Origin of the sequence: Vreelandella andesensis, assembly GCF_003989795.1 — a bacterium.
GTDB classification, from domain to species: domain Bacteria; phylum Pseudomonadota; class Gammaproteobacteria; order Pseudomonadales; family Halomonadaceae; genus Vreelandella; species Vreelandella andesensis.
The window spans coordinates 1-21,979 of record NZ_RZHG01000003.1 but is presented as its reverse complement, the minus strand read 5'-3'; the positions used below and the strand labels follow the sequence as shown (position 1 = coordinate 21,979).

The following is a 21,979-nucleotide window of genomic DNA, read 5'->3' as shown; positions in this document are numbered from 1 at the left end:
TTCTCGCCCTAACACCTTGCTTATCGGCAAAAGTGTACAGACCTCATGAATAGCGTCGACGCTTGAAGGACACATCCCGAAGATAGGCCGGGTTCGCCCCGATCCGACGAAGGTTAGCCCAGGCTCCCTTGTAATAGGGAATATGGTTGCGATCCGTCCATTCGCTGATAACGTCGCCCTGAACACCGTTGGGATAACCAAACATCATGAAGACGTGGCCTCGCTTCAAGTCGGGTTCTATATAGGCCATGGCAGTGGTTGCGCCGTAGTCGTTGTAAACCTCGACAATATCGCCGTTGGCGATACCCAAAGAATCGGCATCTTGGGGGTGGATTTCGATCGGCGCCATGGGGTAGCGGCCCTTGCGGAAGGCTAGATGCTGGTCATGGTAGGCAGACTGCCAGATTTGGTTGGTTCGACCACTGTTGATCCAGAAGTCGTACTGCTCCTTCTGGCGCTCAATCACCTCGGGGAAACCGTTCCAGGGCGATGGTTGAAAATGTGCCTTGCCGTCATCGGTATCGAAGTTATTGTCGGTGTAGAGCATCTCGGTGCCTACGAGTTTGCCGTCCTGATACGCCTTGATGGGCAATTGCACGCCGTTATTGCCCGCTGCGCGCAGTCGCTCGTAGGTAGCCAGGTGCCCGGTCGGTCCACCCTGGCTGTCAATTTCTTTCTCGTGGGCCATGCGGAAACCGTCGTTAAAGGCGTCTTCATCGGTCGTCCAGTCGAACCCGGCGAAACGCTCAGCCATCTCGACGTTGCCTGTCTCCTCATAGCGCTGCTTGAGGGCGTTGGCCATGTTGGCCGCAATCAGCCAATCTGGCCTGGCGATGCCGGGAGGGTCCATGAAACGTTCGGACAGCCGCAGCCGACGCTCGCCGTTCATAGAGGTCAGGTTCATCTCGCCGGGGTGGGTCGCCGGCAGTACCAGATGCGAATATTCGGCGAACTTGGTGCGGTAGAGGTCGATATCGACGATGTACAGCCCGCCCTTGTTTTTGACAGCGTCATAGACAATATCGATCAACTCATCGGTGGAAGCGCCACGCGCCTCGGCCAATGCTTGGTTGACGATCGCAGCACGACGCTTGATGACCTGACGGTAGGTTTCGGCGTTAATGGTGGTCTGAAAGGCGTTGCAGGCCCAGACCGTCAGCATCATGCCGTTGCCTTTGATCAGTTCTTGATCAATATAGGGGGCAGGGCGTCCGCCTGGGTAGGGCGGACGCGTATAGCCTTCCTGGTGGCCGCCCATGCGCACGACGCCGGTACCGCGACGGCCAACGTTGTGGGTGGCGACAGCAAGATTGACAATGGCGGACTGAATCCGGTAATTGTCGTTGCCCCAGATCACTCCCTTCTCGTAGGCGTGCATGGCGCGCGGGGCATGGCCGCTGGCTTTCGGCTTGTAAGCCCATTCAGCGGCCTTGATGATATCGGCTCGATCCACGCCGGTAATGCGGCTGCACTCATCGAGTTCCATGCGGTTGGCGGCGAGCATCTCATCGAAGCCGCTAGTGTGCTCGTCAATAAACCCCTGGTCCTGCCAACCCTGGTCAACCACGTAGGTCAGCAGCCCGTTGAACAGGGCGGTATCGGTGCCCGGTTGGAGGGCGAGGTGGAGCACATTGTCTTTCCCGGCAACGGTTTCACAGATAGCCACAGTGGGCGTTCGTCGCGGGTCGACCAGAATGACTTTACCCTTGCCGACCGTTTCATCAGGAAACCATTCCCGCTTCTTGGCGACGTTGGAACCTCTTAGGTTTGGTTCCCAGTGAGCAAGGAACCAGTTTGACTGGGTCTCATAGGAGTTGCCGCCGATGGAGAAAATAACATCGCAGACTTCCGCGTCTTCGTAGCTGTTGTTGAGCTCGCCGACACCCATGTCGCGGCTGGCATGACATTCAGAGTTGTAGGCGGGGCGGTTGTGAATCCGCACCATCTTTGTCTGCATGCCACTGAAAATCAGCTTGCCGGTTGCCCAGGTATTCTCGAAACCGCCGCCTGCGCCGCCATGGTCGAAGAGGTTGAAGTAAAGCTGGTCAGGTCCGTCGTTGTCGAGAATACGCTGAGTTAAGCCGGCATACAGGGCCATAGCGTGTTCCCAGTTAGTTTCCGACCAGTCATCTCCGCTATACGCCAATGGATACTTAAGCCGCCGCTCGCCGATTGGGGTTTTTTCTGAGTACATCACGCTGGCCATCTGGCCGCCGCGCGTCGAAGATAGCCCCTTGTTAACGCTGCACTCCTTGTCGGGGAGGATCATGATGTTGTGCTGGCGGCCATCATGATCCTGGATCTGGTTGACCATCGCTGGCGTCATAGTGATCTGCATGGGAGGAAGTTGGCGGGTAAAATCGAGCCCTAACGCGTTTTGGTCAGCAGCCCGGCCCCCTTCCTGGTTGGCGGGCCACTTGTAGACATGATAACCACAACCAACGATGCAGAAGTGACAGGCCATATTGGTTTTTTGGGCATCCGCTGGGGGTAGGGGGATGCGGTCTTTAAATTGTGTCATTGTTATTCTCCCGGTTCAGATGATGTTGGCCTGGCGGCCATAGATCAACCCATTGACTGATACGGCAAGCAGTGCGTCTTCGGCTTCATCGTACTCCAGGACGATTTGGGGAAGACTCTCAGTGGCATGCCCGATCACCATCTGACCGCTGTTGTCTGGGTCGAAAATGCTGTAGTGGCAGGGACACTTGAAGGTCTCTGCCTCCTGATCGTAATTGACCGGGCAGCCCATATGCGTGCACTGGGTGCTATAGGCGACTACATCTCTGTCCGGGCCCACTCCTCCCTTGATCTCGCGGCCCTTGCGGATCAACACACAGGGCGAACGGTCGTCGGGATAGTTGAAATAAACAGGTTGGTTGACGCTCAATTCGCTGAGCTGTGCGACCACGTCCCGCGGATAGGGAAGGGTAGTGCTGCCAGCGGGGGAGGAAGGGCTTTCTTGCTGCGCCTGAGCAATGGGTGATAGCGAGAGAGTGCCGAGAGCGGCACTGCTACCTGTCAACTTCAGAAAGTTACGGCGACTCAACTGTGACATTGTTTGGCACTCCGGTGTTGTTGTTAGGAAAGCCTGAATCTGGGGCGTTTCAAGAGTGATATATCTATATTTGAAATACTTTCAGATTAGTTCATCCCGATGGGCCTGCAAGGCCTGATGGTCTTAGAGAAGTGTCTTGGGAAATGTCTTGGGAAGTGTCTTGGGAAATGTCTTGGAAAGAGGACCCGCTTAATGATGTATCGCCGCGGGTCCCGTGGTGTTGTGCTCAGGCTTTAAGCATGGCTTCGATCTTGCCACTATCAGGCACACTGCCGCTGTGAACGAGCTTACCGTCGATGGCGACGGCCGGAGTCGACATGACCTTATAGCCCATGATGGCAGCAGGATCGGTCACCTTCTCCACCTCAATCTCGATACCCAACTTGCCTGCCACGCTCTCTATCTGCTCGGCGGTTGTTACGCATTTCTTGCAACCAGTACCTAATACTTCGATTTTCTTCATGGTCTCTCTCCCGTTTAGTGAAATCCGCTGAATAGCCAGGGGCTCAGCAGGTTGATTACCCAGCCAACAATCATGAAGTTGACCAGTAGGATGACAAAAATAATGGCCAGCAGACGCCACTTCATGACCTGTTTGAGCATGATGAACTCGGGGAAGCTGGCCGCTACGGTGCTCATGCAGAAGGCCAAGGTGGTGCCCACCGGCAGGCCCTTGAGTATCAAACTCTCCATCACTGGAATGACACCGGTGGCGTTAGAGTAGAGCGGTAGTCCGGCCAGCACGGCAACAGGTACGTTCCACCATTGACCGCTGCCCAGGTTGTCGGCAAACCAGCCGTCCGGCACGAAGCCATGAAGGGCGGCACCTAAGCCGACGCCGATGATGACCCATTTCCAAATCCGTTCGACGATTTCCTTGAGTTCGTTCCAGGCAAACGTGTGGCGATCCTTCATGGTCAGCGTTGGCGCCTCGGGTGCCGGCTCGTCACTTAGCGGTGCCTCAGCGGCTTGCTGATAGGCCTTGGCAGCGAAATCCTTCAACCAGCGCTCACCTTTAAGGGCATCGAGGATCATGCCGCCACCGATACCGACCCCCATGCCGATGGCAATATAGACCAGAGTGAACTCCCAGCCGAGCAGGCTCCATAGCATGATCACCGCCACCTCGTTGATGATCGGCGAGGTGAACAGAAAGGCCATGGTGATGCCCAGCGGAATCCCTGCACTGGTAAAGCCCAGAAACAGGGGGATGCTTGAGCAGGAGCAGAAGGGCGTTATGGCACCAAAACCGGCGCCCAGGCCGTAGCCGGCGAAGCGGTTTTTCTGCTGGATATAGTGCCTTACACGCTCGAGATCCAGCGATGCGCGCATTAGCGCGATCACGTAAATCATCACCACCAGTAGCGCGAATATTTTGGTGGTGTCCTCAACGAAAAAGTGTAGTGAGGTGCCGAGTTTGCTCTCAGGGTTCAGGCCTGCGACCCCGTAGACCAGCCAATCGGCCAGCCAGGTAAAAACCTCCAACATTTCAATCAGCTCCCTGTGTGATAGGCGTTGTCACACAAGAAGACGCAGCAGGAGGCAAAAAGATGCAGCCTTGATGCGAAAAACATTACCTATTTTCGAAGAGCGCCATGGCAGCAGACGCGTCCTTGCTCATCAAAGATAATATCGCACTGTTCAATCAGTCGCTCACGCAGCCGTTGCCGTGCCCTGCGCAGCCGCGCCTTAGTGGCAGGCAAGCCCAGGCCGTGACGTGTTGCATAGTCGGCCTGCCGCGTACCCTCCAAGTCACACTGCTGGATAATATCGGCATCTTCCGGGGAGCAGTCTGGCAGCGCACGGTAGATGCAGTCAGCGAGGCTCTCCAGCGGTGATGTCTTCTGCAGTTCCTCAGCTATCTCGGGTGGCTCTCCGCCTGACCAGCGCCTTGCGCGGCGCTGGTCATCGATCCATTGATGTCGGGCTACACGGAAAAGCCAAGCTCGCGGTGAGTCTAACTCGCAAAAGCGGGTGCGGTGGGTCAGCGCTTTGATATAGATCCCTTGAAGGAGATCGTCGACGTCATCGCGATCACCGCTGTGCTTGAGCAGAAAGCCACGAAGTTCATCTCGGTGAGTCTGCCAGGCGGTCTCGATACAGGGGTATCGTTGAGACTTGGCCGTCATAGGCTTTCCAGCGCCAGCGCGATGCCCTGACCACCGCCGATACACAAAGTGACGATGCCGCGACGTTCGCCGTTGCGCTGCATGGCATGCAACAAGCGTGTGGTCAGCACCGCACCGCTAGCGCCGATAGGATGGCCGTGGGCAATGGCACCTCCCTCCACGTTAACGATCTCTTCGGGCAGGCCAAGTTCTCGCTGGCAGGCCAGGGCAATAGCGGCGAAGGCTTCATTGATCTCTACCCGATCCAGGTCGCCCACCGACCAGCCAGCGCGCTCAAGTGCCTGCTTCACCGCTGGCACTGGGCCAATGCCGAAGTAGTCGGGCTCTACGGCACCAATGCCGAAAGCCACCAAGCGAGCCATGGGCGTGAGGCCCTGTTTTTCAGCCCAGTCGCGTTCGGCGACGATCATCGCCGACGCGCCGCTGTTCAGGCCGGGGGCGTTGCCGGCGGTGATGGTGCCGTCTTTGCGAAAGGCAGGCTTGAGCTTCGCTAAAGATTCCTCGGTAGTATCACCACGGTTGTGCTCATCACGGGTGAACATCGTGGTGCCTTTGCGGCTGGTGAGTTCCACCGCGGCGATTTCTGCGTCGAAGTGGCCGGCCTCCTGGGCCTTGGAAAAATTCAGCTGGGAGCGCAGTGCCCAAGCGTCCTGGTCGTCGCGGGAAATATTGTAGCGGCTGACTAAATCCTCGGTGTGCCAGCCGGCGTGCTTGCCACTGAAAGCATCATTGAGGCCATCGAGGAGCATGGTGTCGTACATGGTGACGTCACCCATACGCGCGCCCCAGCGGCCTTGGGGAAGCACATAGGGCGCTCGATCCATGTTCTCCATGCCGCCGGCGATAGCACAATCGGCCATGCCGCTCCAAATTTCCATGGCGGCGCTCGCGACGGCCTGAGCTCCGGAGCCACAGACGCGGTTGACGGTAAGCGCAGGTACTTCCACAGGAAGCCCGCCGCCAATGCCCGCCTGGCGGCCAGAGTTCATGCGGCATCCCGCTTGAAGAACATGGCCCATGATCAATGATTGCACTTTGTCGGCGCTGAGCCCTGACCTGGAAAGGGTCTCCTGAATAACTCGTGCGCCGAGGTCGGGTGCAGGCGTGTCTTTGAGACTACCCCCATAGGTGCCGATAGCAGTGCGAACGGGATGACAGATAACGACGTCGCGAGATGGCATGTCGAACTCCTCGTGTCGATAAGTGAAATGCATAAGCTCATACACCTTAATATATAGCACGCCATATGTAATTTATCTGCGATACGCTTCAAATCCATTGATGATTCGTCTAGCTTGCGAGAAGCAACCCAGCCCTAGGGCGAGTGTAGAGATCAACTTGTAGTGAACTACGTACGTAAAGGTTTCCTTCCGGCGCTCGGGTAGTGGTGTAATGAGTGCAGTGATGTTGAGTCTCTTTTTTACCTAAAAGGTGGATGATGGCAATGCTTGTTTCGGTTCCCGTTACATGGCAAACGACGTCTAAAGATCCGCATGAGCGCGCCTAACCCGCTCTGGCTTGTTTTCGGGGCAAGCGGTTATGTTGGTCGTAACATGGTAGTGCACCTTATTTCACGAGGATGGCGCGTGCGTGCGGCTGCACGGCGATGTTCATCAATGGATGCCGAGGGATGGAGTGGTGTCGATCAGGTGCGTGCGGATGCGCTTGATCTTGTTACGTTGGCCCCGGCTCTTGAAGGCGTTGAGGTGGCTTTTTATCTTGTTCATTCAATGGCGGGAGGACGTGGGTTTCCTACGCGTGACCGGGAGGCAGCCGGTAATTTCGCTCAGGCAGCCGCAGCGGCGGGTGTTAAACGCATTGTTTACTTGGGTGGTCTTGCACCCGAACGCGCCGATACGGAGCACCTAGCCTCCCGGGTCGAAACCGGCGAAATTTTGCGCGCGGGTTCGGTGCCAGTGATTGAACTGCGGGCAGGTATCATCATCGGGCCTGGCTCGGCCGCGTTTGAGGTAATGCGTGATTTGGTGGCGCATCTGCCAATCATGGTAGCGCCGCGCTGGGTAAGTGTTTCATCGCCGCCAGTGGCATTGGGCGACCTGCTTAACGATCTTACGGAGCTTGCGCAGCGGCCTGAGGCAGAAGGCCAGGTATTCGAAACCAGCGGGCCAGAACGACTGACCTATGCGGCTATGATGGGCCAGCTTGCCCAAGCGCTTGGGCGGCGCAAACCGTTAATTGTGCCTGTGCCACTGCTGACCCCGAAACTGTCAAGTTACTGGATGAGTTTGGTCACTGGCGTGCCCGCGCCTTTAGCGCGCGCATTGATTGGGGGTCTTAGGCATGACCTGTATGCTGATGACACAAGCCTTCGAGCACTCGTGCCGCGGATATGCCTGGGTTTCGATGCTGCGGTGGCGGCAGCGTTGTCAGCTGAGCGTCAAATATTGTCTGGCGAGCAGTGGCGAGAGGGCGCTTTCGATCTGCGTGGCTATCGCCATGACATCAGTTTTTACGGTAAGCGCATGACACTAACGCGGGACTGTGCAGCGCCGCCACAATCAGTATGGCGGGCACTTGAAGGTTTCACTGCTCAGGGGAAAGGACATTTTGCCCTGCCACTTGTTTGGCGGCTGCGTGCAGCAGTAAACCGATTGATGGGCCGTCGACATCCAGGGCCGCGTAGGCAGGCGCGGGCATTTATTAAAGAAGAGGTTTTCGACGTTTGGCGTGTGCATAGCGTACAACCTGGCGTAAGGCTGATTCTGACCTCGCAGCTGTGCGTGCTAGGCAAGGGCGGGATGGAAATCGCCGTTGCGCCCAACACAACCGACGGATCACGCATTACGCTGGTATTACATTGGCATCCTGCCGGGGTGTGGGGGTTGTTGTACTGGTTTTTGTCCTGGCCGGTGCACATGGTCATGCTGCGTGCACTTTTAAACGGCTTAGCGCGAGCCGCGACTCAGGACAGGATGTCATAGATCGCTGGGCCGATCTGTGGAAAGCGAAAGTGGAATCCTTCTGCTAATAACCGATCGGGATGTACTTTCTGACCGTCAAGAATAACGGTCGCACCGTCGCCGAGAAGTTGCCGAATCACCATAGAGGGAACCGGCACGCGAAAGAAGCTACGTGACGCGTGTCCGAAAGCATCCGTCACCTGAGTCATCTTTACGGGGTTAGGGGACGTTGCGTTGTAAGCTCCGCGCATTTCGGTCATATCAAGCGCACGCAACAAAATGTCAACGACATCTTCGCGATGAATCCAACTAACCCATTGTTGTCCAGAACCGACACGCCCACCCAGAAACGGATGCAGTCGTTTGAGGGTAGCGCGTCCCATTTCAGTCACCGCTAACGTGATCCCGAAACGCAAAATGACCACGCGAACATCGAACATTGAGGCGCGTTGCGCTTGGGCTTCCCAGCGATGCGTGGTGTCGGTTAGAAAGTCACCCGCTGGGCCGGGAGGGCTGTCTTCGGCAAAACGTGCATGGGCGTTTACCCCATAATAGCGGCAGGCGGAGGCTGAGATTAACGCCGCCGGTCGGTCGTTCATACCTGCGATCGCCGTGACAAGCGCACGAGTGCCTATTTCGCGGCTGTTACGAATAGCGGCACGCACTTCTGGTGTCCAGCGAGTTGCAATAGGCTCTCCCGCCAAATGTACGACCGCTGATGCACCTGAGAGCGCAGGCGCGATAGTGTCAGGATTAAAAGGGACATAGCCCGTCACCGTAACATTTGGAAATCGAGCGGAAGGAAATCGGTTATTGGCAGCTCGCGGGTGCCGGCTTAGCACCGTCACCGGGGTGCCACGTTCTGCCAGCTTTTCTGTGAGGCGGCTGCCAATTAACCCCGTCGCTCCGGTAATGACTATTTTATTTTGGGTCATATGCCACTGGTTATGTGCCTTTTCGATGAACGTATAGAGTAATTTGCCTGGACCAATTCAAGCCAGCCTTAGTGCTAATATAGCTGATCGGCACAAGTACACTTTGTAAGGGTTTTCTAATGCTAGATGAAACGCCGCGTTATAATTATCGTCGCTATCCTCTTCATGCGGGTGGCGACGCCGTCACACGCGCTGGGAAGGATGCCGTGTGGCGGGTTGTCTCGGCCATCGGCGGCGACAATCGCTATTACGCTATGAACGGGCTCTGGACCATCCGCGAGTGGCTCGACTCCGCAGTGGGCGGGCCAGGCAGACGCCGTGGTCGACCACTAGGCCGCCCGATTAAAGCTGGGGATCACATTGATAGCTGGCGGGTGCGAGTTGCTGATGCGCCGACACTGCTGGCGTTGGAATTTGGCATGAAGGCACCAGGGTGTGGCGTGCTGGAGTTCAGCATCGCCCCTGTGGTCAGCGGCACTCAAGTAACCGCGACTGCCTTCTGGAACCCTGACGGTATCGCGGGGCAAATCTATTGGATGGCGATGATGCCTGCACATCTTGTGCTGTTCAAACGCCTGACTGGCGAGATTTGCCGTCGTGCCGAGCAGACGCACCTCGATGAGCGTTTCTACACCTAACCACAGCACCGTCAAGGGTTGAATAAAGAGCTATGTCTTTAGCAGTTTCTGAATCTCCTCCGCACTGGCTACTTTACCCTCAATTACTATGTTGTCATCGACACCCAACGCAGGTGTACGCATTACGCCCTCGTCAATGATGGCGTTCACGTCGGTAATTTTCTCGATGTCTACTGTTAAGCCGAGTGCCTCGGCGGCTTCCTTTGCATTGGCGGTAAGTTGCTGGCACTTCTTGCAGCCGCTGCCGTATATCTTGAGTTTCATGGAATCCACTCCTTTTGTTTAAACACTGACCCTGTAACAAGGTTAGTGGTGGTATTTCTCAAGGCCATAACTGACCGTAAAGATAGCCGGACAGCGTCGCCATCACTATGACCAGCGTGCAGTAAACGAGGGTTTTCTGGGTGCCTATGATGGTGCGAATCACCAGCATGTTGGGCAGTGATAGTGCTGGTCCTGCCAGCAGCAGTGCCAGTGCGGGGCCTTTGCCCATACCATTACCTATCAAGCCTTGAACGATGGGCACTTCGGTAAGGGTTGAAAAATACATGAAGCCTCCCAACAGCGAGGCGAGGAAGGTAGAGCGTAAACCGTTATCACCCACTGCGAGTACTACCCATTCTGAGGGGATCAGCCCTTCTTCACCTGGGCGGCCCAGAAGCAGCCCAGCCACGAATACCCCAACCAGTAGCAGTGGCATAATCAGTTTGGTGAACTCCCAGCTCTGCACTGCCCACTCGCGGTCGTCATCTCGCAGGGTGGCAATCAGCATAAGGCCAATAATACCGACTGCGAACGCCAGCTCAGGTACGCTGGGCATTAGTAAGGCAGCGATGGCTACAGCACCTGCCAGCACCGCTACTTGATGAAGCGGCCAGTTCCAGCGGCGAATCAGTAGCAGAGCGAAAAGCCCAGAAAGTACGGCAGTGATATGCCATTTATAGGTATAAATGGTCATCCAGGCAGCGTTGTCGGCTGCTGCCCAGTTGGCAAAGACCAGGATGCCCACCATCAAACCGAAAAATATTCCAATTTGGCCTAGGGGGCGGGAAAGTTCACCACTGAAGCCGCGACTGTTTTTAGTTGCCCGAGTTTGCTCTTCGCGACGGTATATGAAATGCATGATAACCCCGATAACCACGGCGAATACAATCGCACCGATTGCCCTGGCTAAGCCAAGTTCCAATCCAAGTACTTTGGCCGTCACCACAATGGCCATAATATTGATGGCTGGACCTGAATAGAGAAAGGCAATCGCAGGCCCCAGGCCTGCGCCCCGGCGATAGATGCCGCCGAAAAGCGGCAACACTGTGCAAGAACAAACGGCCAGCAGCGTGCCAGAAACCGAGGCCATACCAAAGGCGACAGGCTTGGAAGCATTAGGCCCAAGGTAGCGCATTACAGCGCCTTCGCTCAGATAAGCAGCCATTGCACCAGCGATTAGAAAAGCCGGCAGTAAGCAAAGGATAACGTGTTCTTGCGCATACCAGTGTGTCAGCCGGATTCCCTCCAGCACGGCATTATCGAAGCGCGCTGTTCCTGCGGGTAGGAAATAGATCAGCAGGAAAATTCCTACAACAGCAGCAAGCCAGCGCACTTGGGTGGGGTTCTCCTTGGCAAGGGTAAGTAGGCGACCGGCGAAGGAGGAAGATGGGCTAGGCTCCGACATGGGATACCTCGTATAGGCCTGAAAGCGATATGGTTATAAAAATATATGGATATTCGTATGTTATCCAGTTCAATTTGGCTGTTAGTGTGATGCTGCTACTTTATTTGTGCGTTATTTAGCTTGATTGAATGGCGGCACCATCCACATAAAGGTGGCGCAACTTCCACCAGCCTTCAACGCCAATGCGCAGCCCCTGAGCCGCTAGATCAGGGGTAATATAGACCGAAATATCATCCTGAATATGATGTTGAAAGTGCTGGGTATTATCTGGGAGTCGCGCTTCAGCAACTGCCAGATTGGCGATGCCTCCGCAGCATACGTGGCGGGGGGATAGTCGAACAGTGACGACGCCGCCTTGTTGTTTGATGAAGGCGACGGCATTGCTGTCGATATCAATAACATTGCTCATTGCTCCCCCCGTATTGTGGTTCTGGCATTTGCATTAACGTGCTCGAGAGTAGACGGTTTCGCCATCCTCTTTGGTAAAGTGTGCAACAGGCTGTTCTAGTAGATCCAATACCTGCTCTGATGGACGACATAGTCGCGCACCTTTTTGCGTAACGACGATAGGGCGGTTGATCAAAATCGGGTGCGCCATCATGGCGTCGATGAGCTGATCATCATTGAAAGAGGGATCATCCAAGTTAAGCTCATCATAGGGCGTGCCTTTACGGCGCAGAAGTTCTCTTGGCGATATGTTCATCATCGCTAGTAGCGCAACCAGACGCTCTCGACTGGGTGGCGTTTTTAAGTAGTAAATCACTTCGGGGTCTTCGCCCGACGCTTTGATCATTGCCAGCGTATTACGCGAAGTACCGCAGTTAGGGTTGTGGTAGATCGTTACTGACATGATGGATTTTCTCTCGGTAAATTGAAGGAGTGATAACAGGCTATTGTTAAGATTTTTTAGTCGCAGGTGCGTTGCGCTGAGCAGGAGATGTATTAAAAGCGGGTGATAACATCGTGGGGTCTTGCTCGGCTTTGTGCGCCTTGGCTGCTTCTGCCCACCACGTTAATTGGCCTAGCGTGCGCCCAAAATAGCTTTCCCAGCGCTCTTGCTCCTGGGCAAATTGGCCATCGTCGTGCAGCGCTTCTTGAGCTTTGGGTATATGGATCATGGCTGACACTGGCAAGCAGCCAAGCTCAGATAGAAATGCGCGCATGCTAACGGCGGCGCGTGCACCTCCCCATTGCCCCATAGAGTAAGTCACGATGGCGCTGGGCTTAAACGCAAATAGTGATGCGCCAAAATGATTCAGCAAATGACTCAGTGCCGGGCTCATGGAGTGGTTATATTCGGGGCTGACCATCACGTAGCCATCGGCTTGCTCGATGTTATCGGCTAGGGCGTCAAGGTCGTCGGGAACCACTGCTTTTGCATAAGCAAAGTGTGGTTTAAAAGGGCCGTTAAGGTCTAACGTTAGCGGGTCTATTATTTCTGCTGTCGTATCGGGTAGCGAGCTGAGCAGGCGTAGGCATGCTTGGGCTACCCGCTCGCCTAGGCGAGCAGGGGCGGGTGGCGTAGAGGTGCGAATTGAACCGAGGAAAATTAAGTAATGTGCCATTTCGTTAGCTCCTATTGCGAGTTGACTGGAAAGTGATGGCGGGTTTTATTGGCAATTCTCACCAGCGCTAGCATGAGTGGCACTTCAACTAAAACGCCGACCACAGTAGCGAGCGCGGCGCCTGACTGTAAGCCAAACAGCGCAATGGCAGCGGCGACTGCCAGCTCGAAAAAATTGCTAGCACCGATCATTGCGCCTGGGGCAGCGATATTGTGCGGCACACGCCACGCTTTAGCCCAGCCATAGGCAATGAAGAAGATTAAAAATGTTTGAATAATCAGTGGAATAGCGATCAATACGATATGCAATGGATTATTCAGAATGACTTCGCCTTGAAAGGCAAATAGTAGTACCAGGGTAATGATTAAACCAATGGGCGTGATTGGGCCGACGCGCTTCATAAACACGTTGTCGTACCATTCGGCACCGTGTTTGGCGATCAATGTTTTGCGGGTGAAATAACCAGCTGCAAGTGGGATCACGATGTACAGCACCACGGATAAAATAACCGTGTCCCACGGCACTTGGATATTTGAGATGCCTAGTAACAGCACCACAAGCGGCGCGAAGGCAAACAGCATGATCAAGTCATTCAGCGCCACTTGAACAAGGGTATAGGCTGCGTCTCCTCGGGTGAGGTAGCTCCATACAAATACCATGGCAGTGCAAGGCGCAGCACCCAGGAGTATGGCACCCGCCAGATATTGGCTGGCCAGTTCCTCAGAAATAAAAGGCCGAAAAATCACCATGAAAAACAGCCAAGCCAAAGCAAACATCGTAAAGGGCTTTATCAACCAGTTAACTGTGGTGGTAATGGTCAGGCCTTTGGGCTGGCGACGAACCCCAGCAATCGCACTGAAATCGATTTGCGCCATCATGGGAAAAATCATTGCCCAGATGAGTACGGCAATAGGAATGGACACTTGAGCGTACTCAAAGCGCGATAATACGTCGGGTACCGCTGGTGCGAACTGCCCAAGCGCAATTCCAGCGACAATGGCAATGGCTACCCATAAAGAAAGGTAGCGTTCAAACAGTCCCATATCGGCGCTGGTGGGTGAAGAATTGCTCTGGGTCGTCATAAAACAACTCCCTGATCAAATGGCACGTTGATTGACGCGTTTTGAGACTTCCTCAGCGCTCTCTTTACGCTCAGAATAACGGTCGGTTAGAAGATCGCTGCGCTCGCGAACCAGTAGGGTAAATTTCACTAACTCTTCCATAACATCAACGATGCGGTCATAAAATGGTGAAGGTTTCATGCGGCCGTTGTCATCAAATTCCATAAAGGCCTTAGGCACTGATGACTGGTTTGGAATCGTCACCATGCGCATCCAGCGGCCTAAAATGCGCAGCTGATTCACCGTATTAAACGACTGTGAGCCGCCGCATACTTGCATTACAGCAAGGGTTTTACCTTGAGTGGGGCGAACGCCGCCTAGCGAAAGAGGAATCCAATCAATTTGTGCTTTCATAATGCCGGTCATCGCACCGTGTCGTTCAGGTGAGCACCACACCATACCATCGGCCCACTGCGCCAGTGTGCGCAGTTCCTCCACTTTAGGGTGGCTAGCGTCTTCAGCATCAGGTAGAGGCAAGCCATGAGGGTCAAAAATCGCAGTGTTAACGCCCATAGCAGTGAGTAGTCGAGCGGCTTCTTCAACTGCCAGCCGGCTAAACGAGCGTTCACGCAGGGAGCCGTAGAGTAGCAGTATTTTGGGCGCTGGCTGGTCGCTTGGAGGAAGCATTAGCGCTTCATGATTGGGTGCTTTAAACAGGCTGCTGTCCACGTTAGGTAAATCGTCAAGTAATGCCATTAGAGGTGTCTCTTTCACATCGAAGGGGAAATTGCTGATGCTCATGATATATGTTTTTTCGTATATTTCTAGCGATACGACTCAGCCTGAAACTAACTTTTTAGGTTATCGTTGATGAATGCGTGCGCTGCATAGGTCGTTAGGCGAGGGTTAATGCCTACGATTATGCGCCTCGTGCCTGCAACTAGGCACAAGGCGCGGAGGGGCTGATGGTATTAATCGATGAGTTCAACGGCGACGGCGGTGGCTTCGCCGCCACCAATACACAAGCTGGCAATGCCGCGCTTGCCCCCCTTGGTACGCAGGGCATGAATGAGCGTTGCAATGACACGCGAGCCTGTTGAGCCAATTGGGTGCCCCTGAGCACAAGCACCGCCAAATACGTTGACTTTATCGTGGGGTAGCCCTAAGTCATCCATGGCTATTAACGTGACGACCGCGAACGCTTCGTTAATCTCAAAGAGATCAACGTCGTTAACGCTCCAGCCAAGTTTTTTCATCAGCTTTTCAATGGCACCTACCGGCGCAATAGTAAATTCGCTTGGATGGCGGGAGTGGGTGGTATGGCCAAGCATTTTTGCCAGTGGCTTCACACCATGGCGCTTTGCGGCCTCATGGCTTGCTAAAATAAGCGCTGATGCGCCGTCGGAAATTGAGCTGGCGTTGGCGGCAGTAATGGTACCGTCTTTGGCAAACGCAGGGCGCAACTGGCGGATCTTATCCAGTTTGGCTTGGAAGGGCTGTTCGTCATGCTCAACCAGTGTTTCACCTTGGCGAGTGGTTACCGTTACCGGTGCCATTTCAGCTGCTAAGTGGCCGTTATTGGTGGCGTCCATGGCGCGCTCTAAGGAAGCAATAGCGAAGTCGTCTAAGCGCTCGCGAGTGTAGCCACGGTCTGAAGCAACATCTTGAGCGAAGACGCCCATCAGTTTGCCAGTTTCTGCATCTTCTAAGCCATCTAGGAACATGTGGTCTTTCAACTCGCCATGACCCAAGCGGTAGCCACTACGCGCTTTAGTGAGTACGTGTGGGGCATTAGACATCGATTCCATACCGCCTGCGAGCAGGATTTCGCCTGTTCCTGCTTTGATCAAATCGTGAGCTAGCATGGTGGCTTTCATGCCAGAACCGCACAATTTATTGATGGTGGTTGCGCCATTAGCGTCGGGAATGCCTGCCTGACGCATGGCTTGGCGGGCTGGCCCTTGCTTTACGCCGGCGGGCAGAACACAGCCCATAATGCCTTCTTCAATAGCCGATGCTTCGATGCCAGCGCGTTCTATAGCTGCGCGAATTGCAACGGCTGCAAGTTCGGGGGCTGTCATGCTGGAAAGGCTACCCATCATGCCGCCCATTGGGGTACGGGTGGCGGATAAAAATACAACCTCGGTGGTGTTATTCATTTTTGCGTCTCCTGACGGATTTGTTGTGATTATCTTGCCTGTCATTATTGGCTAAGAACGAGTGATGCGTTGACCCATCGGCGGGGCTGTGGTCTTCTCCTTAGTAACCAAGCAAGCGCTAGTGTAAATGACATGAATGTAATGAATGCTTCTCCCCGCCGCAAGGAATTGACACGTTTAGCGGCTCAGCTATTCGTCCAAGAAGGCTTTGATCGCACAACGGTGCGTATGTTGGCACAAGAAATGGGTATCAAGTCTGGCAGCTTGTTCCATCACTTCAAAGATAAGCAGGAAATCTTGGCCGTGGTAATAGAGGAGGGCACTCAGAATGCTCTCAATATTGCTAAAGCAGCGCTGCAAGAATGTGATGATGATCCTGAGGCGCGCCTGCATGCTATGGCTCGGGCGCATCTGGAAACGCTTTTCGCTGATCGCAATGCTCATGTGGTCGCACTATTTGAATGGCGGCGGCTAGACCCTGATGCGAGTGCTCACTTAAGCCATTTACGGGATGCTTACGAAGCACTTTGGGTAGACGTTATCGACGATGCGTTGGCCGCAGGACTTATTCACGGTGACCGCTTTCTGGTGTCACGATTTATACTGGGTGCGCTAAATTGGACAGTGCGCTGGTATGACCCTAGTGGGCCGCGTACACCTGATGATTTAGCCGATGAACTGGTCGCCATGATTATGGCTCGTTAATACTCGCTCGACCAACGTCTAATCCGTTTGCGACGCTGATTGCTTGCGCTACTGCGTAAATACTTTTAGCGTTAGTTTAACTGCAAGGTTTCCGTTAACGTAAACGGACAATAATAATGCATAAAATCGGAACCCTGGCCTGTCTGTTTGCGTACAACTGCTCACGACTAACAACATAAGAGAGCCACCATGACAGCAACATCAGCGTCATTACCAACATATACGACATTCCTGGAAAGTTTTACGGTTGACACCATGATTGCCAGGCTGGATGACCATCAGGATGGTTGTCTCAACGCCTTTGAGGCTTGTTGTGGTCGTCATGTGCGCCAGGGGCGAGGTGATGTGCTTGCGCTAGTGCACGAAGACATTAATGGGGAAACCCATACAATGACTTACGCAGAGCTAGATGAGCAGAGTGGCAAGCTTGCTGGCTGGTTTAAAGCGCAAGGACTTGGCGAAGGAGATCGTATTGCCTGCATGCTACCGCGTTCAAGAGCGCTGCTGGTGGCTGTTCTTGCTACATGGCGAATTGGTGCGGTTTATCAACCGCTATTTACCGCGTTTGGCCCGGACGCGGTGGATTATCGGTTGGGACGCGCTGACACTAAGCTGGTAATTACCGATCATATTAACCGTTATAAGTTTGATGGGCTAAGCCAGTGCCCTCCTGTCTTAGCGGTAGGTGGTGCCACAAGTGAGCACCCTGATGACCATGATTGGCAGACTGCGTTGACGCATACGTCAATGAGCGGAAAACCACCTCGTCTTGCCCCCGAAGAACCTTTTCTTCAGATGTTTACTTCCGGCACTGTAGGCAAGTCAAAAGGTGTGGCCGTGCCGCTTTCCGGTATGACCGCGTTTGCGCTTTACATGGAGTTGGCAGTAGATCTTCGTAACGACGACCGTTTTTGGAATATGGCTGATCCTGGTTGGGCATACGGGCTGTATTACGCGATTGCTGGGCCGCTACTTTTAGGTGTTACCACGCACTTTTGTGAGGCCGGTTTCAGTGCTGAGGGTGCCTTAGCCTTCATGAAGCGCCATCATATTACTAACTTCGCTGCTGCGCCTACGGCTTATCGTTTAATGAAAGCGTCAGGGCTCTTCGATGATGCTCACCAAACGCTGGAGCTCCGCGCGGCAAGCTCAGCAGGCGAGCCTCTAAATACAGAAGTAGTGACTTGGGTTGAGAAGTCGTTGGGATGTCCAGTTATGGATCACTATGGTCAAACAGAAACCGGTATGACCTGTAATAACCATCACTCCCTTGACCACCCCAAACATGCGGGTGCGATGGGTGTGCCAATGCCTGGCTACCGTTTGGCCATCTTGGATGCCGAATATAACGAACTCCCGCCCGGCGAGCCGGGTGTACTTGCAGTGGATATTAAAAACTCACCTGCCCACTTCTTCCAAGGATATACCTGGCAAGAAAAAGACCCGTTTGTGAACGGTTACTATCTAACAGGTGATGTGGTTATTCGCAATGAGGATGGGTCATTTCAGTTTGCGGGACGTGATGACGATATCATCACCACAGCAGGTTACCGGGTTGGCCCTACAGATGTTGAGAACAGTGTGATGGCTCACCCAGCGGTCGCTGAGTCTGCAGCGGTTGGTCAGCCAGACGACATTCGTGGTGAGATCATTAAATCTTATATCGTGTTGCGTGAGGGATATGAAGCTAGCGATGCGCTTGCCGATGAAATACGTCAGCAAGTGCGTGAACGTCTTTCTACTCATGCATTTCCAAGGGTCATTGAGTTTGTCGATGAGCTGCCAAAAACGCCTAGCGGTAAGATCCAACGCTTCAAGCTTCGTGCCCAAGCAACTGAGCAGGCACGCAACGACAAATAATGAAAGGAAAGATGAAATGCAGGTAAAGGATTGTACGTTTTTAATTACAGGGGCTGCTTCAGGGCTAGGCGCAGCAACAGCAGAGCGTCTAGTGGCTGCTGGTGGCAACGTTGTGCTGTGCGATATGAATAATAGCGTGACAGAACACGCTGAGCGCTTAGGCGACTGTGCAGCGGCCTGCATAGCCGATATTACCTCTGCTGAGCAAATGCAACAGGCAATTGATGAAGCAGTTAGGATGGGAGGTGCTGGCGGCCTTTCTGGTGTTATTCACTGTGCTGGCGTAGTGAGCGTGGCCAAGCTGGTTGATCGCAATGGCAACCCCGCAGATTTGGAAAGCTACGCAAAAACGATCAATATCAATTTAGTGGGCACATTCAATGTCATGCGCTTGGCAGCGGCTGCCATGGCTAAAAATACTCCTAATGAAAGCGGCGAGCGTGGCGTGATCATTAACACAGCCTCTATAGCGGCATTTGATGGGCAGGTGGGCCAATGTGCTTACAGCGCTTCGAAAGCGGGTGTAGTGGGAATGAGCCTGCCAGCGGCTAGAGAGCTATCGCGCCATGCCATTCGCGTTATAGCGATTGCGCCAGGCGTTTTTGAAACACCCATGATGAGTGAAATTCCTGACGAAGCGGCTCAAGCTCTGGCCGCCGCGGTACCGTTTCCAAAGCGGTTGGGTAAACCTGATGAATTTGCCCAATTGGCTGAGCAAATCATCACTAATCCGATGTTGAACGGTGAAGTGATTCGGCTGGATGGCGGCATTCGAATGCAATAATTAGGTCAGAAAGTGTGTTTCACCAAAAAACCTGCCAGCATTTTGCTGGCAGGTTTTTTTAATCTAAAAATAAAGCCTTAGCGTATAGGCGACCAAAGTTGTAGTGATTTTGAATGTTATATTCAAACGACCGCTTGACTATAAGCTGGGTGCGCGCTAGCTTTCAAACACTCGTTTGAAAGCTGATTTTCGAAATTTGTATTATTTTTAAAACTCGTGTTTTTTTGAGATTTGTGCTGTTTCGAAAACATAAGCCGCTTTCAGCCCCCTGTTTAGGAGAAGTGACATCATGCCCAGCTATCAAGCCCCCCTTCGTGATATGCGTTTCGTAACCGACGAAATGTTTGACTATCCCCGCCACTATGCGGCACTTCCGTGTGGTGATGACGCGTCTCCAGACGTTGTGAATGCGATTCTTGAAGAGGGCGCGCGTTTTGCTCGTGACGTGCTACTGCCGCTTAATCAAAGTGGTGATGAAGAGGGGTGTCTGTTAGAGGGTGGCGAAGTGAAAGCGCCGCAAGGATTTAAAGAGGCTTATCAGCAATATGTAGAAGGTGGCTGGCCGAGCTTGGCGGCAGACCCTGAGCAAGGTGGACAAGGCCTCCCACCTTCATTGGCGATGATGCTGTCTGAAATGATCTGTGGCACTAACTTGGCATGGGGTATGTACCCAGGGCTTTCCCATGGTGCTGCCGATGCGCTTAGGCACCATGGTACTGACGAACAAAAAGAAGCCTATCTCACTAAGTTGGTAGAGGGTGTTTGGACGGGTACGATGTGTCTTACTGAGCCGCACTGTGGTACAGATCTTGGCTTGATCAAAACGCGGGCGGTGCCTCACGACAAGAGTGCTTATGCTATAACGGGTACCAAAATCTTTATCTCTGCTGGTGACCATAATCTGGCAGAAAACATCGTTCACCTTGTATTGGCAAAGCTACCTGATGCGCCTGAGGGGTCGAAGGGGATCTCACTTTTTGTAGTGCCTAAATTTTTGCCCGATGCTGAAGGCAATCCTGGTGATCGTAACGGTGTCACCTGTGGCTCACTTGAACACAAAATGGGCATCCATGGTAATGCTACCTGCGTGATGAACTTTGACGGAGCGATCGGCTATTTAGTTGGGGCGCCCAATAAAGGTTTAGCATGCATGTTCACTATGATGAACGCAGCGCGTCTCGGGGTAGGTATTCAAGGCCTAGGCTTAATTGAAGCCAGTTTCCAAAACTCACTGAGTTACGCACGTGATCGGTTGCAAATGCGTGCACTGTCTGGTGCTCAGGCACCTGATAAAGCAGCAGACCCTATTATTGTGCATCCGGATGTGCGCCGCATGCTGCTAACCCAAAAGGCATTTGCCGAGGGTGGCCGTATGCTAGTGCTATATACCGCTCAAATGCTCGACATCGTTGAGTATGGTCAGCCGGGTGAAGAGAAAGAACATGCTGAAACCTTGCTCGGTCTACTAACGCCTATCGTGAAAGCATTTCTTACTGAAGTGGGCTTTGAGTGCACCAATGAGGGCGTGCAGATTTTTGGTGGGCACGGCTTTATTAAAGAGTGGGGTATGGAGCAGCTAGTGCGCGATGCGCGTATTACTCGCCTTTATGAAGGTACTACCGGTATTCAGGCGCTAGATCTGCTTGGTCGTAAGGTGCTAATGAGCCAGGGTGAGACGCTAAAAGCATTTACCAAAGAAATTCATAAGTTCTGCAAGACGGAAGCCGATAATGCTGCGTTAAAAGAATTTGTTGAGCCACTAGCGAAGCTGAATGCCGAGTGGGGCGAACTGACGATGGGTGTGGGCATGAAAGCCATGCAGGATCGTGAAGAAGTAGGGGCGGCCAGCGTCGACTATCTGATGTACTCCGGCTATGTCACGTTAGCTTACCTTTTTGCGCGGGCTGCTAAGCAGTCGTTAGTTTCGATAGATGGCGACGATAAGGCGTTTTATGCCGCTAAATTGAATACTGCACGCTTCTACTATCAGCGGCTATTGCCACGTACGAAAGCGCATGCTCAGATGATCCAAGCAGGCGCTGGAAGTCTGATGGCAATCTCAAGCGATGACTTTGGCTTGGGTTTTGAGATCTAACCGCTTTATATTTGAGATGCCCGTTAAGGCCGGTCTTTAGCACGCTTTTTTGAAAAGACAGTTAATAAGTATCGGTAACTGAATACTCTTTGTTCAGGCGTTCTGATCGGTGGTTCGCGGCAGCTTTGACCTTAGAACAATGTCTGCCGCTTTTTTATTTCAATATATTTCGCAAAACCACTTGCCAACGCGGCGGCGAATCCGTAGAGTACGCATCCGCTGCCGGGGACGCACAGCGTTACCAGCGGTGTTTATTTGTTAGTTCAAAGGTGAAAACCTTTGGTTTGTCAGAGGGTTAGAAATACGGTTGCGGGCTACAAGCTTCGCTCGCTTCGTCAATTTTCTCGCTCCCTTCACTAAAACAGTGATTGACAAACACCAGGAAATGCGTAGAATACGC

Annotated in this window: 21 protein-coding genes; 6 read left to right on the top strand and 15 right to left on the bottom strand. The window is 53.4% G+C overall.

Annotated elements, in window-relative coordinates; genetic code table 11:
• Positions 1-43 precede the first annotated feature (43 nt).
• From ELY33_RS01400 to ELY33_RS01375, 6 genes are all read right to left on the bottom strand, one after another.
• A complete protein-coding gene (locus tag ELY33_RS01400) occupies positions 44-2,521 on the bottom strand; it encodes an arsenate reductase (azurin) large subunit (protein WP_126942841.1) in 2,478 nt (825 codons plus the stop codon).
• Positions 2,522-2,536: 15 nt separating this feature from the next.
• Positions 2,537-3,058, bottom strand: a complete 522-nt coding sequence (locus ELY33_RS01395) for an arsenate reductase (azurin) small subunit (RefSeq protein WP_126942838.1) — start codon at positions 3,056-3,058, stop codon at positions 2,537-2,539.
• 226 nt (positions 3,059-3,284) lie between these two features.
• Positions 3,285-3,521: a thioredoxin family protein gene (locus tag ELY33_RS01390; RefSeq protein ID WP_126942835.1), complete on the bottom strand. Its 237-nt coding sequence runs from the start codon at positions 3,519-3,521 to the stop codon at positions 3,285-3,287.
• Positions 3,522-3,535: 14 nt separating this feature from the next.
• The gene (locus ELY33_RS01385) at positions 3,536-4,546 is read right to left on the bottom strand and encodes a permease (protein ID WP_126942831.1); all 1,011 of its coding nucleotides are present in this window, start codon (positions 4,544-4,546) and stop codon (positions 3,536-3,538) included.
• Between the two features lie 89 nt (positions 4,547-4,635).
• Positions 4,636-5,187 carry a sigma-70 family RNA polymerase sigma factor gene (locus tag ELY33_RS01380; protein ID WP_126942829.1) on the bottom strand — a complete coding sequence of 184 codons (552 nt, stop codon included), beginning with the start codon at positions 5,185-5,187 and terminating at the stop codon, positions 4,636-4,638.
• The gene (locus ELY33_RS01375) at positions 5,184-6,368 is read right to left on the bottom strand and encodes a thiolase family protein (protein WP_126942825.1); all 1,185 of its coding nucleotides are present in this window, start codon (positions 6,366-6,368) and stop codon (positions 5,184-5,186) included. Before ELY33_RS01375 ends, ELY33_RS01380 begins: the two co-directional genes overlap by 4 nt.
• Positions 6,369-6,680: 312 nt before the next feature.
• On the opposite strand from ELY33_RS01375, the gene ELY33_RS01370 reads away from it, so the two are divergent.
• The gene (locus ELY33_RS01370) at positions 6,681-8,129 is read left to right on the top strand and encodes a DUF2867 domain-containing protein (protein ID WP_126942821.1); all 1,449 of its coding nucleotides are present in this window, start codon (positions 6,681-6,683) and stop codon (positions 8,127-8,129) included.
• Here ELY33_RS01370 and ELY33_RS01365 read toward each other — a convergent pair.
• The gene (locus ELY33_RS01365) at positions 8,111-9,043 is read right to left on the bottom strand and encodes a TIGR01777 family oxidoreductase (protein WP_126942818.1); all 933 of its coding nucleotides are present in this window, start codon (positions 9,041-9,043) and stop codon (positions 8,111-8,113) included. The genes ELY33_RS01370 and ELY33_RS01365 overlap by 19 nt on opposite strands.
• Before the next feature lie 119 nt (positions 9,044-9,162).
• Here ELY33_RS01365 and ELY33_RS01360 point away from each other — a divergent pair, with 119 nt between their 5' ends.
• Positions 9,163-9,681 carry a DUF2867 domain-containing protein gene (locus ELY33_RS01360; RefSeq protein WP_126942815.1) on the top strand — a complete coding sequence of 173 codons (519 nt, stop codon included), beginning with the start codon at positions 9,163-9,165 and terminating at the stop codon, positions 9,679-9,681.
• A gap of 30 nt (positions 9,682-9,711) precedes the next feature.
• On the opposite strand, the gene ELY33_RS01355 is transcribed toward ELY33_RS01360, so the two are convergent.
• The 8 genes from ELY33_RS01355 to ELY33_RS01320 all read right to left on the bottom strand — a co-directional run bounded on the left by ELY33_RS01355 (position 9,712) and on the right by ELY33_RS01320 (position 16,135).
• The gene (locus tag ELY33_RS01355; RefSeq protein ID WP_126942812.1) at positions 9,712-9,945 is read right to left on the bottom strand and encodes a thioredoxin family protein; all 234 of its coding nucleotides are present in this window, start codon (positions 9,943-9,945) and stop codon (positions 9,712-9,714) included.
• A gap of 58 nt (positions 9,946-10,003) precedes the next feature.
• Entirely contained in the window at positions 10,004-11,350 is a 1,347-nt protein-coding gene (locus ELY33_RS01350; RefSeq protein ID WP_208644181.1) for a permease, read from the bottom strand.
• A 115-nt stretch (positions 11,351-11,465) separates the two neighbouring features.
• Positions 11,466-11,759, bottom strand: coding sequence for a CC/Se motif family (seleno)protein (locus tag ELY33_RS01345; RefSeq protein ID WP_126942809.1), 294 nt, complete (start codon positions 11,757-11,759; stop codon positions 11,466-11,468).
• Positions 11,760-11,792: 33 nt separating this feature from the next.
• A complete protein-coding gene (arsC, locus tag ELY33_RS01340; RefSeq protein ID WP_126942806.1) occupies positions 11,793-12,200 on the bottom strand; it encodes an arsenate reductase (glutaredoxin) in 408 nt (135 codons plus the stop codon).
• A 46-nt stretch (positions 12,201-12,246) separates the two neighbouring features.
• A complete protein-coding gene (locus tag ELY33_RS01335) occupies positions 12,247-12,915 on the bottom strand; it encodes an NADPH-dependent FMN reductase (RefSeq protein ID WP_126942803.1) in 669 nt (222 codons plus the stop codon).
• Between the two features lie 11 nt (positions 12,916-12,926).
• Positions 12,927-13,997: an ACR3 family arsenite efflux transporter gene (gene arsB, locus ELY33_RS01330; RefSeq protein WP_126942800.1), complete on the bottom strand. Its 1,071-nt coding sequence runs from the start codon at positions 13,995-13,997 to the stop codon at positions 12,927-12,929.
• A 15-nt stretch (positions 13,998-14,012) separates the two neighbouring features.
• On the bottom strand, positions 14,013-14,732 hold the full coding sequence (gene arsH / locus ELY33_RS01325; RefSeq protein WP_126943304.1) for an arsenical resistance protein ArsH: 720 nt from the start codon (positions 14,730-14,732) through the stop codon (positions 14,013-14,015).
• Positions 14,733-14,947: 215 nt separating this feature from the next.
• A complete protein-coding gene (locus ELY33_RS01320; RefSeq protein ID WP_126942797.1) occupies positions 14,948-16,135 on the bottom strand; it encodes an acetyl-CoA C-acyltransferase in 1,188 nt (395 codons plus the stop codon).
• A gap of 141 nt (positions 16,136-16,276) precedes the next feature.
• On the opposite strand from ELY33_RS01320, the gene ELY33_RS01315 reads away from it, so the two are divergent.
• The 4 genes from ELY33_RS01315 to ELY33_RS01300 all read left to right on the top strand — a co-directional run bounded on the left by ELY33_RS01315 (position 16,277) and on the right by ELY33_RS01300 (position 21,579).
• Positions 16,277-16,840 carry a TetR/AcrR family transcriptional regulator gene (locus ELY33_RS01315; protein ID WP_126942794.1) on the top strand — a complete coding sequence of 188 codons (564 nt, stop codon included), beginning with the start codon at positions 16,277-16,279 and terminating at the stop codon, positions 16,838-16,840.
• 189 nt (positions 16,841-17,029) lie between these two features.
• Positions 17,030-18,700: an AMP-binding protein gene (locus tag ELY33_RS01310; protein WP_126942792.1), complete on the top strand. Its 1,671-nt coding sequence runs from the start codon at positions 17,030-17,032 to the stop codon at positions 18,698-18,700.
• 16 nt (positions 18,701-18,716) lie between these two features.
• The gene (locus ELY33_RS01305; RefSeq protein ID WP_126942789.1) at positions 18,717-19,484 is read left to right on the top strand and encodes an SDR family NAD(P)-dependent oxidoreductase; all 768 of its coding nucleotides are present in this window, start codon (positions 18,717-18,719) and stop codon (positions 19,482-19,484) included.
• A gap of 289 nt (positions 19,485-19,773) precedes the next feature.
• Positions 19,774-21,579 (top strand): acyl-CoA dehydrogenase C-terminal domain-containing protein, encoded by a 1,806-nt coding sequence (locus tag ELY33_RS01300; protein WP_126942786.1) that lies wholly within the window; start codon positions 19,774-19,776, stop codon positions 21,577-21,579.
• Positions 21,580-21,979: the final 400 nt, after the last annotated feature.

What these genes read in the sequence shown, in the direction of transcription:
- ELY33_RS01315 (WP_126942794.1), top strand. Translation starts at nt 16,277, where the DNA reads ATGAATGCTTCTCCCCGCCGCAAGGAATTGACACGTTTAGCGGCTCAG.
- ELY33_RS01335 (WP_126942803.1), bottom strand. Translation starts at nt 12,915, where the DNA reads ATGGCACATTACTTAATTTTCCTCGGTTCAATTCGCACCTCTACGCCA.
- ELY33_RS01350 (WP_208644181.1), bottom strand. Translation starts at nt 11,350, where the DNA reads ATGTCGGAGCCTAGCCCATCTTCCTCCTTCGCCGGTCGCCTACTTACC.
- ELY33_RS01370 (WP_126942821.1), top strand. Translation starts at nt 6,681, where the DNA reads ATGAGCGCGCCTAACCCGCTCTGGCTTGTTTTCGGGGCAAGCGGTTAT.
- ELY33_RS01300 (WP_126942786.1), top strand. Translation starts at nt 19,774, where the DNA reads ATGCCCAGCTATCAAGCCCCCCTTCGTGATATGCGTTTCGTAACCGAC.
- ELY33_RS01400 (WP_126942841.1), bottom strand. Translation starts at nt 2,521, where the DNA reads ATGACACAATTTAAAGACCGCATCCCCCTACCCCCAGCGGATGCCCAA.
- arsB (WP_126942800.1), bottom strand. Translation starts at nt 13,997, where the DNA reads ATGACGACCCAGAGCAATTCTTCACCCACCAGCGCCGATATGGGACTG.
- ELY33_RS01375 (WP_126942825.1), bottom strand. Translation starts at nt 6,368, where the DNA reads ATGCCATCTCGCGACGTCGTTATCTGTCATCCCGTTCGCACTGCTATC.
- ELY33_RS01395 (WP_126942838.1), bottom strand. Translation starts at nt 3,058, where the DNA reads ATGTCACAGTTGAGTCGCCGTAACTTTCTGAAGTTGACAGGTAGCAGT.
- ELY33_RS01320 (WP_126942797.1), bottom strand. Translation starts at nt 16,135, where the DNA reads ATGAATAACACCACCGAGGTTGTATTTTTATCCGCCACCCGTACCCCA.
- ELY33_RS01355 (WP_126942812.1), bottom strand. Translation starts at nt 9,945, where the DNA reads ATGAAACTCAAGATATACGGCAGCGGCTGCAAGAAGTGCCAGCAACTT.
- ELY33_RS01360 (WP_126942815.1), top strand. Translation starts at nt 9,163, where the DNA reads ATGCTAGATGAAACGCCGCGTTATAATTATCGTCGCTATCCTCTTCAT.
- ELY33_RS01390 (WP_126942835.1), bottom strand. Translation starts at nt 3,521, where the DNA reads ATGAAGAAAATCGAAGTATTAGGTACTGGTTGCAAGAAATGCGTAACA.
- arsH (WP_126943304.1), bottom strand. Translation starts at nt 14,732, where the DNA reads ATGGCATTACTTGACGATTTACCTAACGTGGACAGCAGCCTGTTTAAA.
- ELY33_RS01380 (WP_126942829.1), bottom strand. Translation starts at nt 5,187, where the DNA reads ATGACGGCCAAGTCTCAACGATACCCCTGTATCGAGACCGCCTGGCAG.
- ELY33_RS01385 (WP_126942831.1), bottom strand. Translation starts at nt 4,546, where the DNA reads ATGTTGGAGGTTTTTACCTGGCTGGCCGATTGGCTGGTCTACGGGGTC.
- arsC (WP_126942806.1), bottom strand. Translation starts at nt 12,200, where the DNA reads ATGTCAGTAACGATCTACCACAACCCTAACTGCGGTACTTCGCGTAAT.
- ELY33_RS01305 (WP_126942789.1), top strand. Translation starts at nt 18,717, where the DNA reads ATGCAGGTAAAGGATTGTACGTTTTTAATTACAGGGGCTGCTTCAGGG.
- ELY33_RS01310 (WP_126942792.1), top strand. Translation starts at nt 17,030, where the DNA reads ATGACAGCAACATCAGCGTCATTACCAACATATACGACATTCCTGGAA.
- ELY33_RS01345 (WP_126942809.1), bottom strand. Translation starts at nt 11,759, where the DNA reads ATGAGCAATGTTATTGATATCGACAGCAATGCCGTCGCCTTCATCAAA.
- ELY33_RS01365 (WP_126942818.1), bottom strand. Translation starts at nt 9,043, where the DNA reads ATGACCCAAAATAAAATAGTCATTACCGGAGCGACGGGGTTAATTGGC.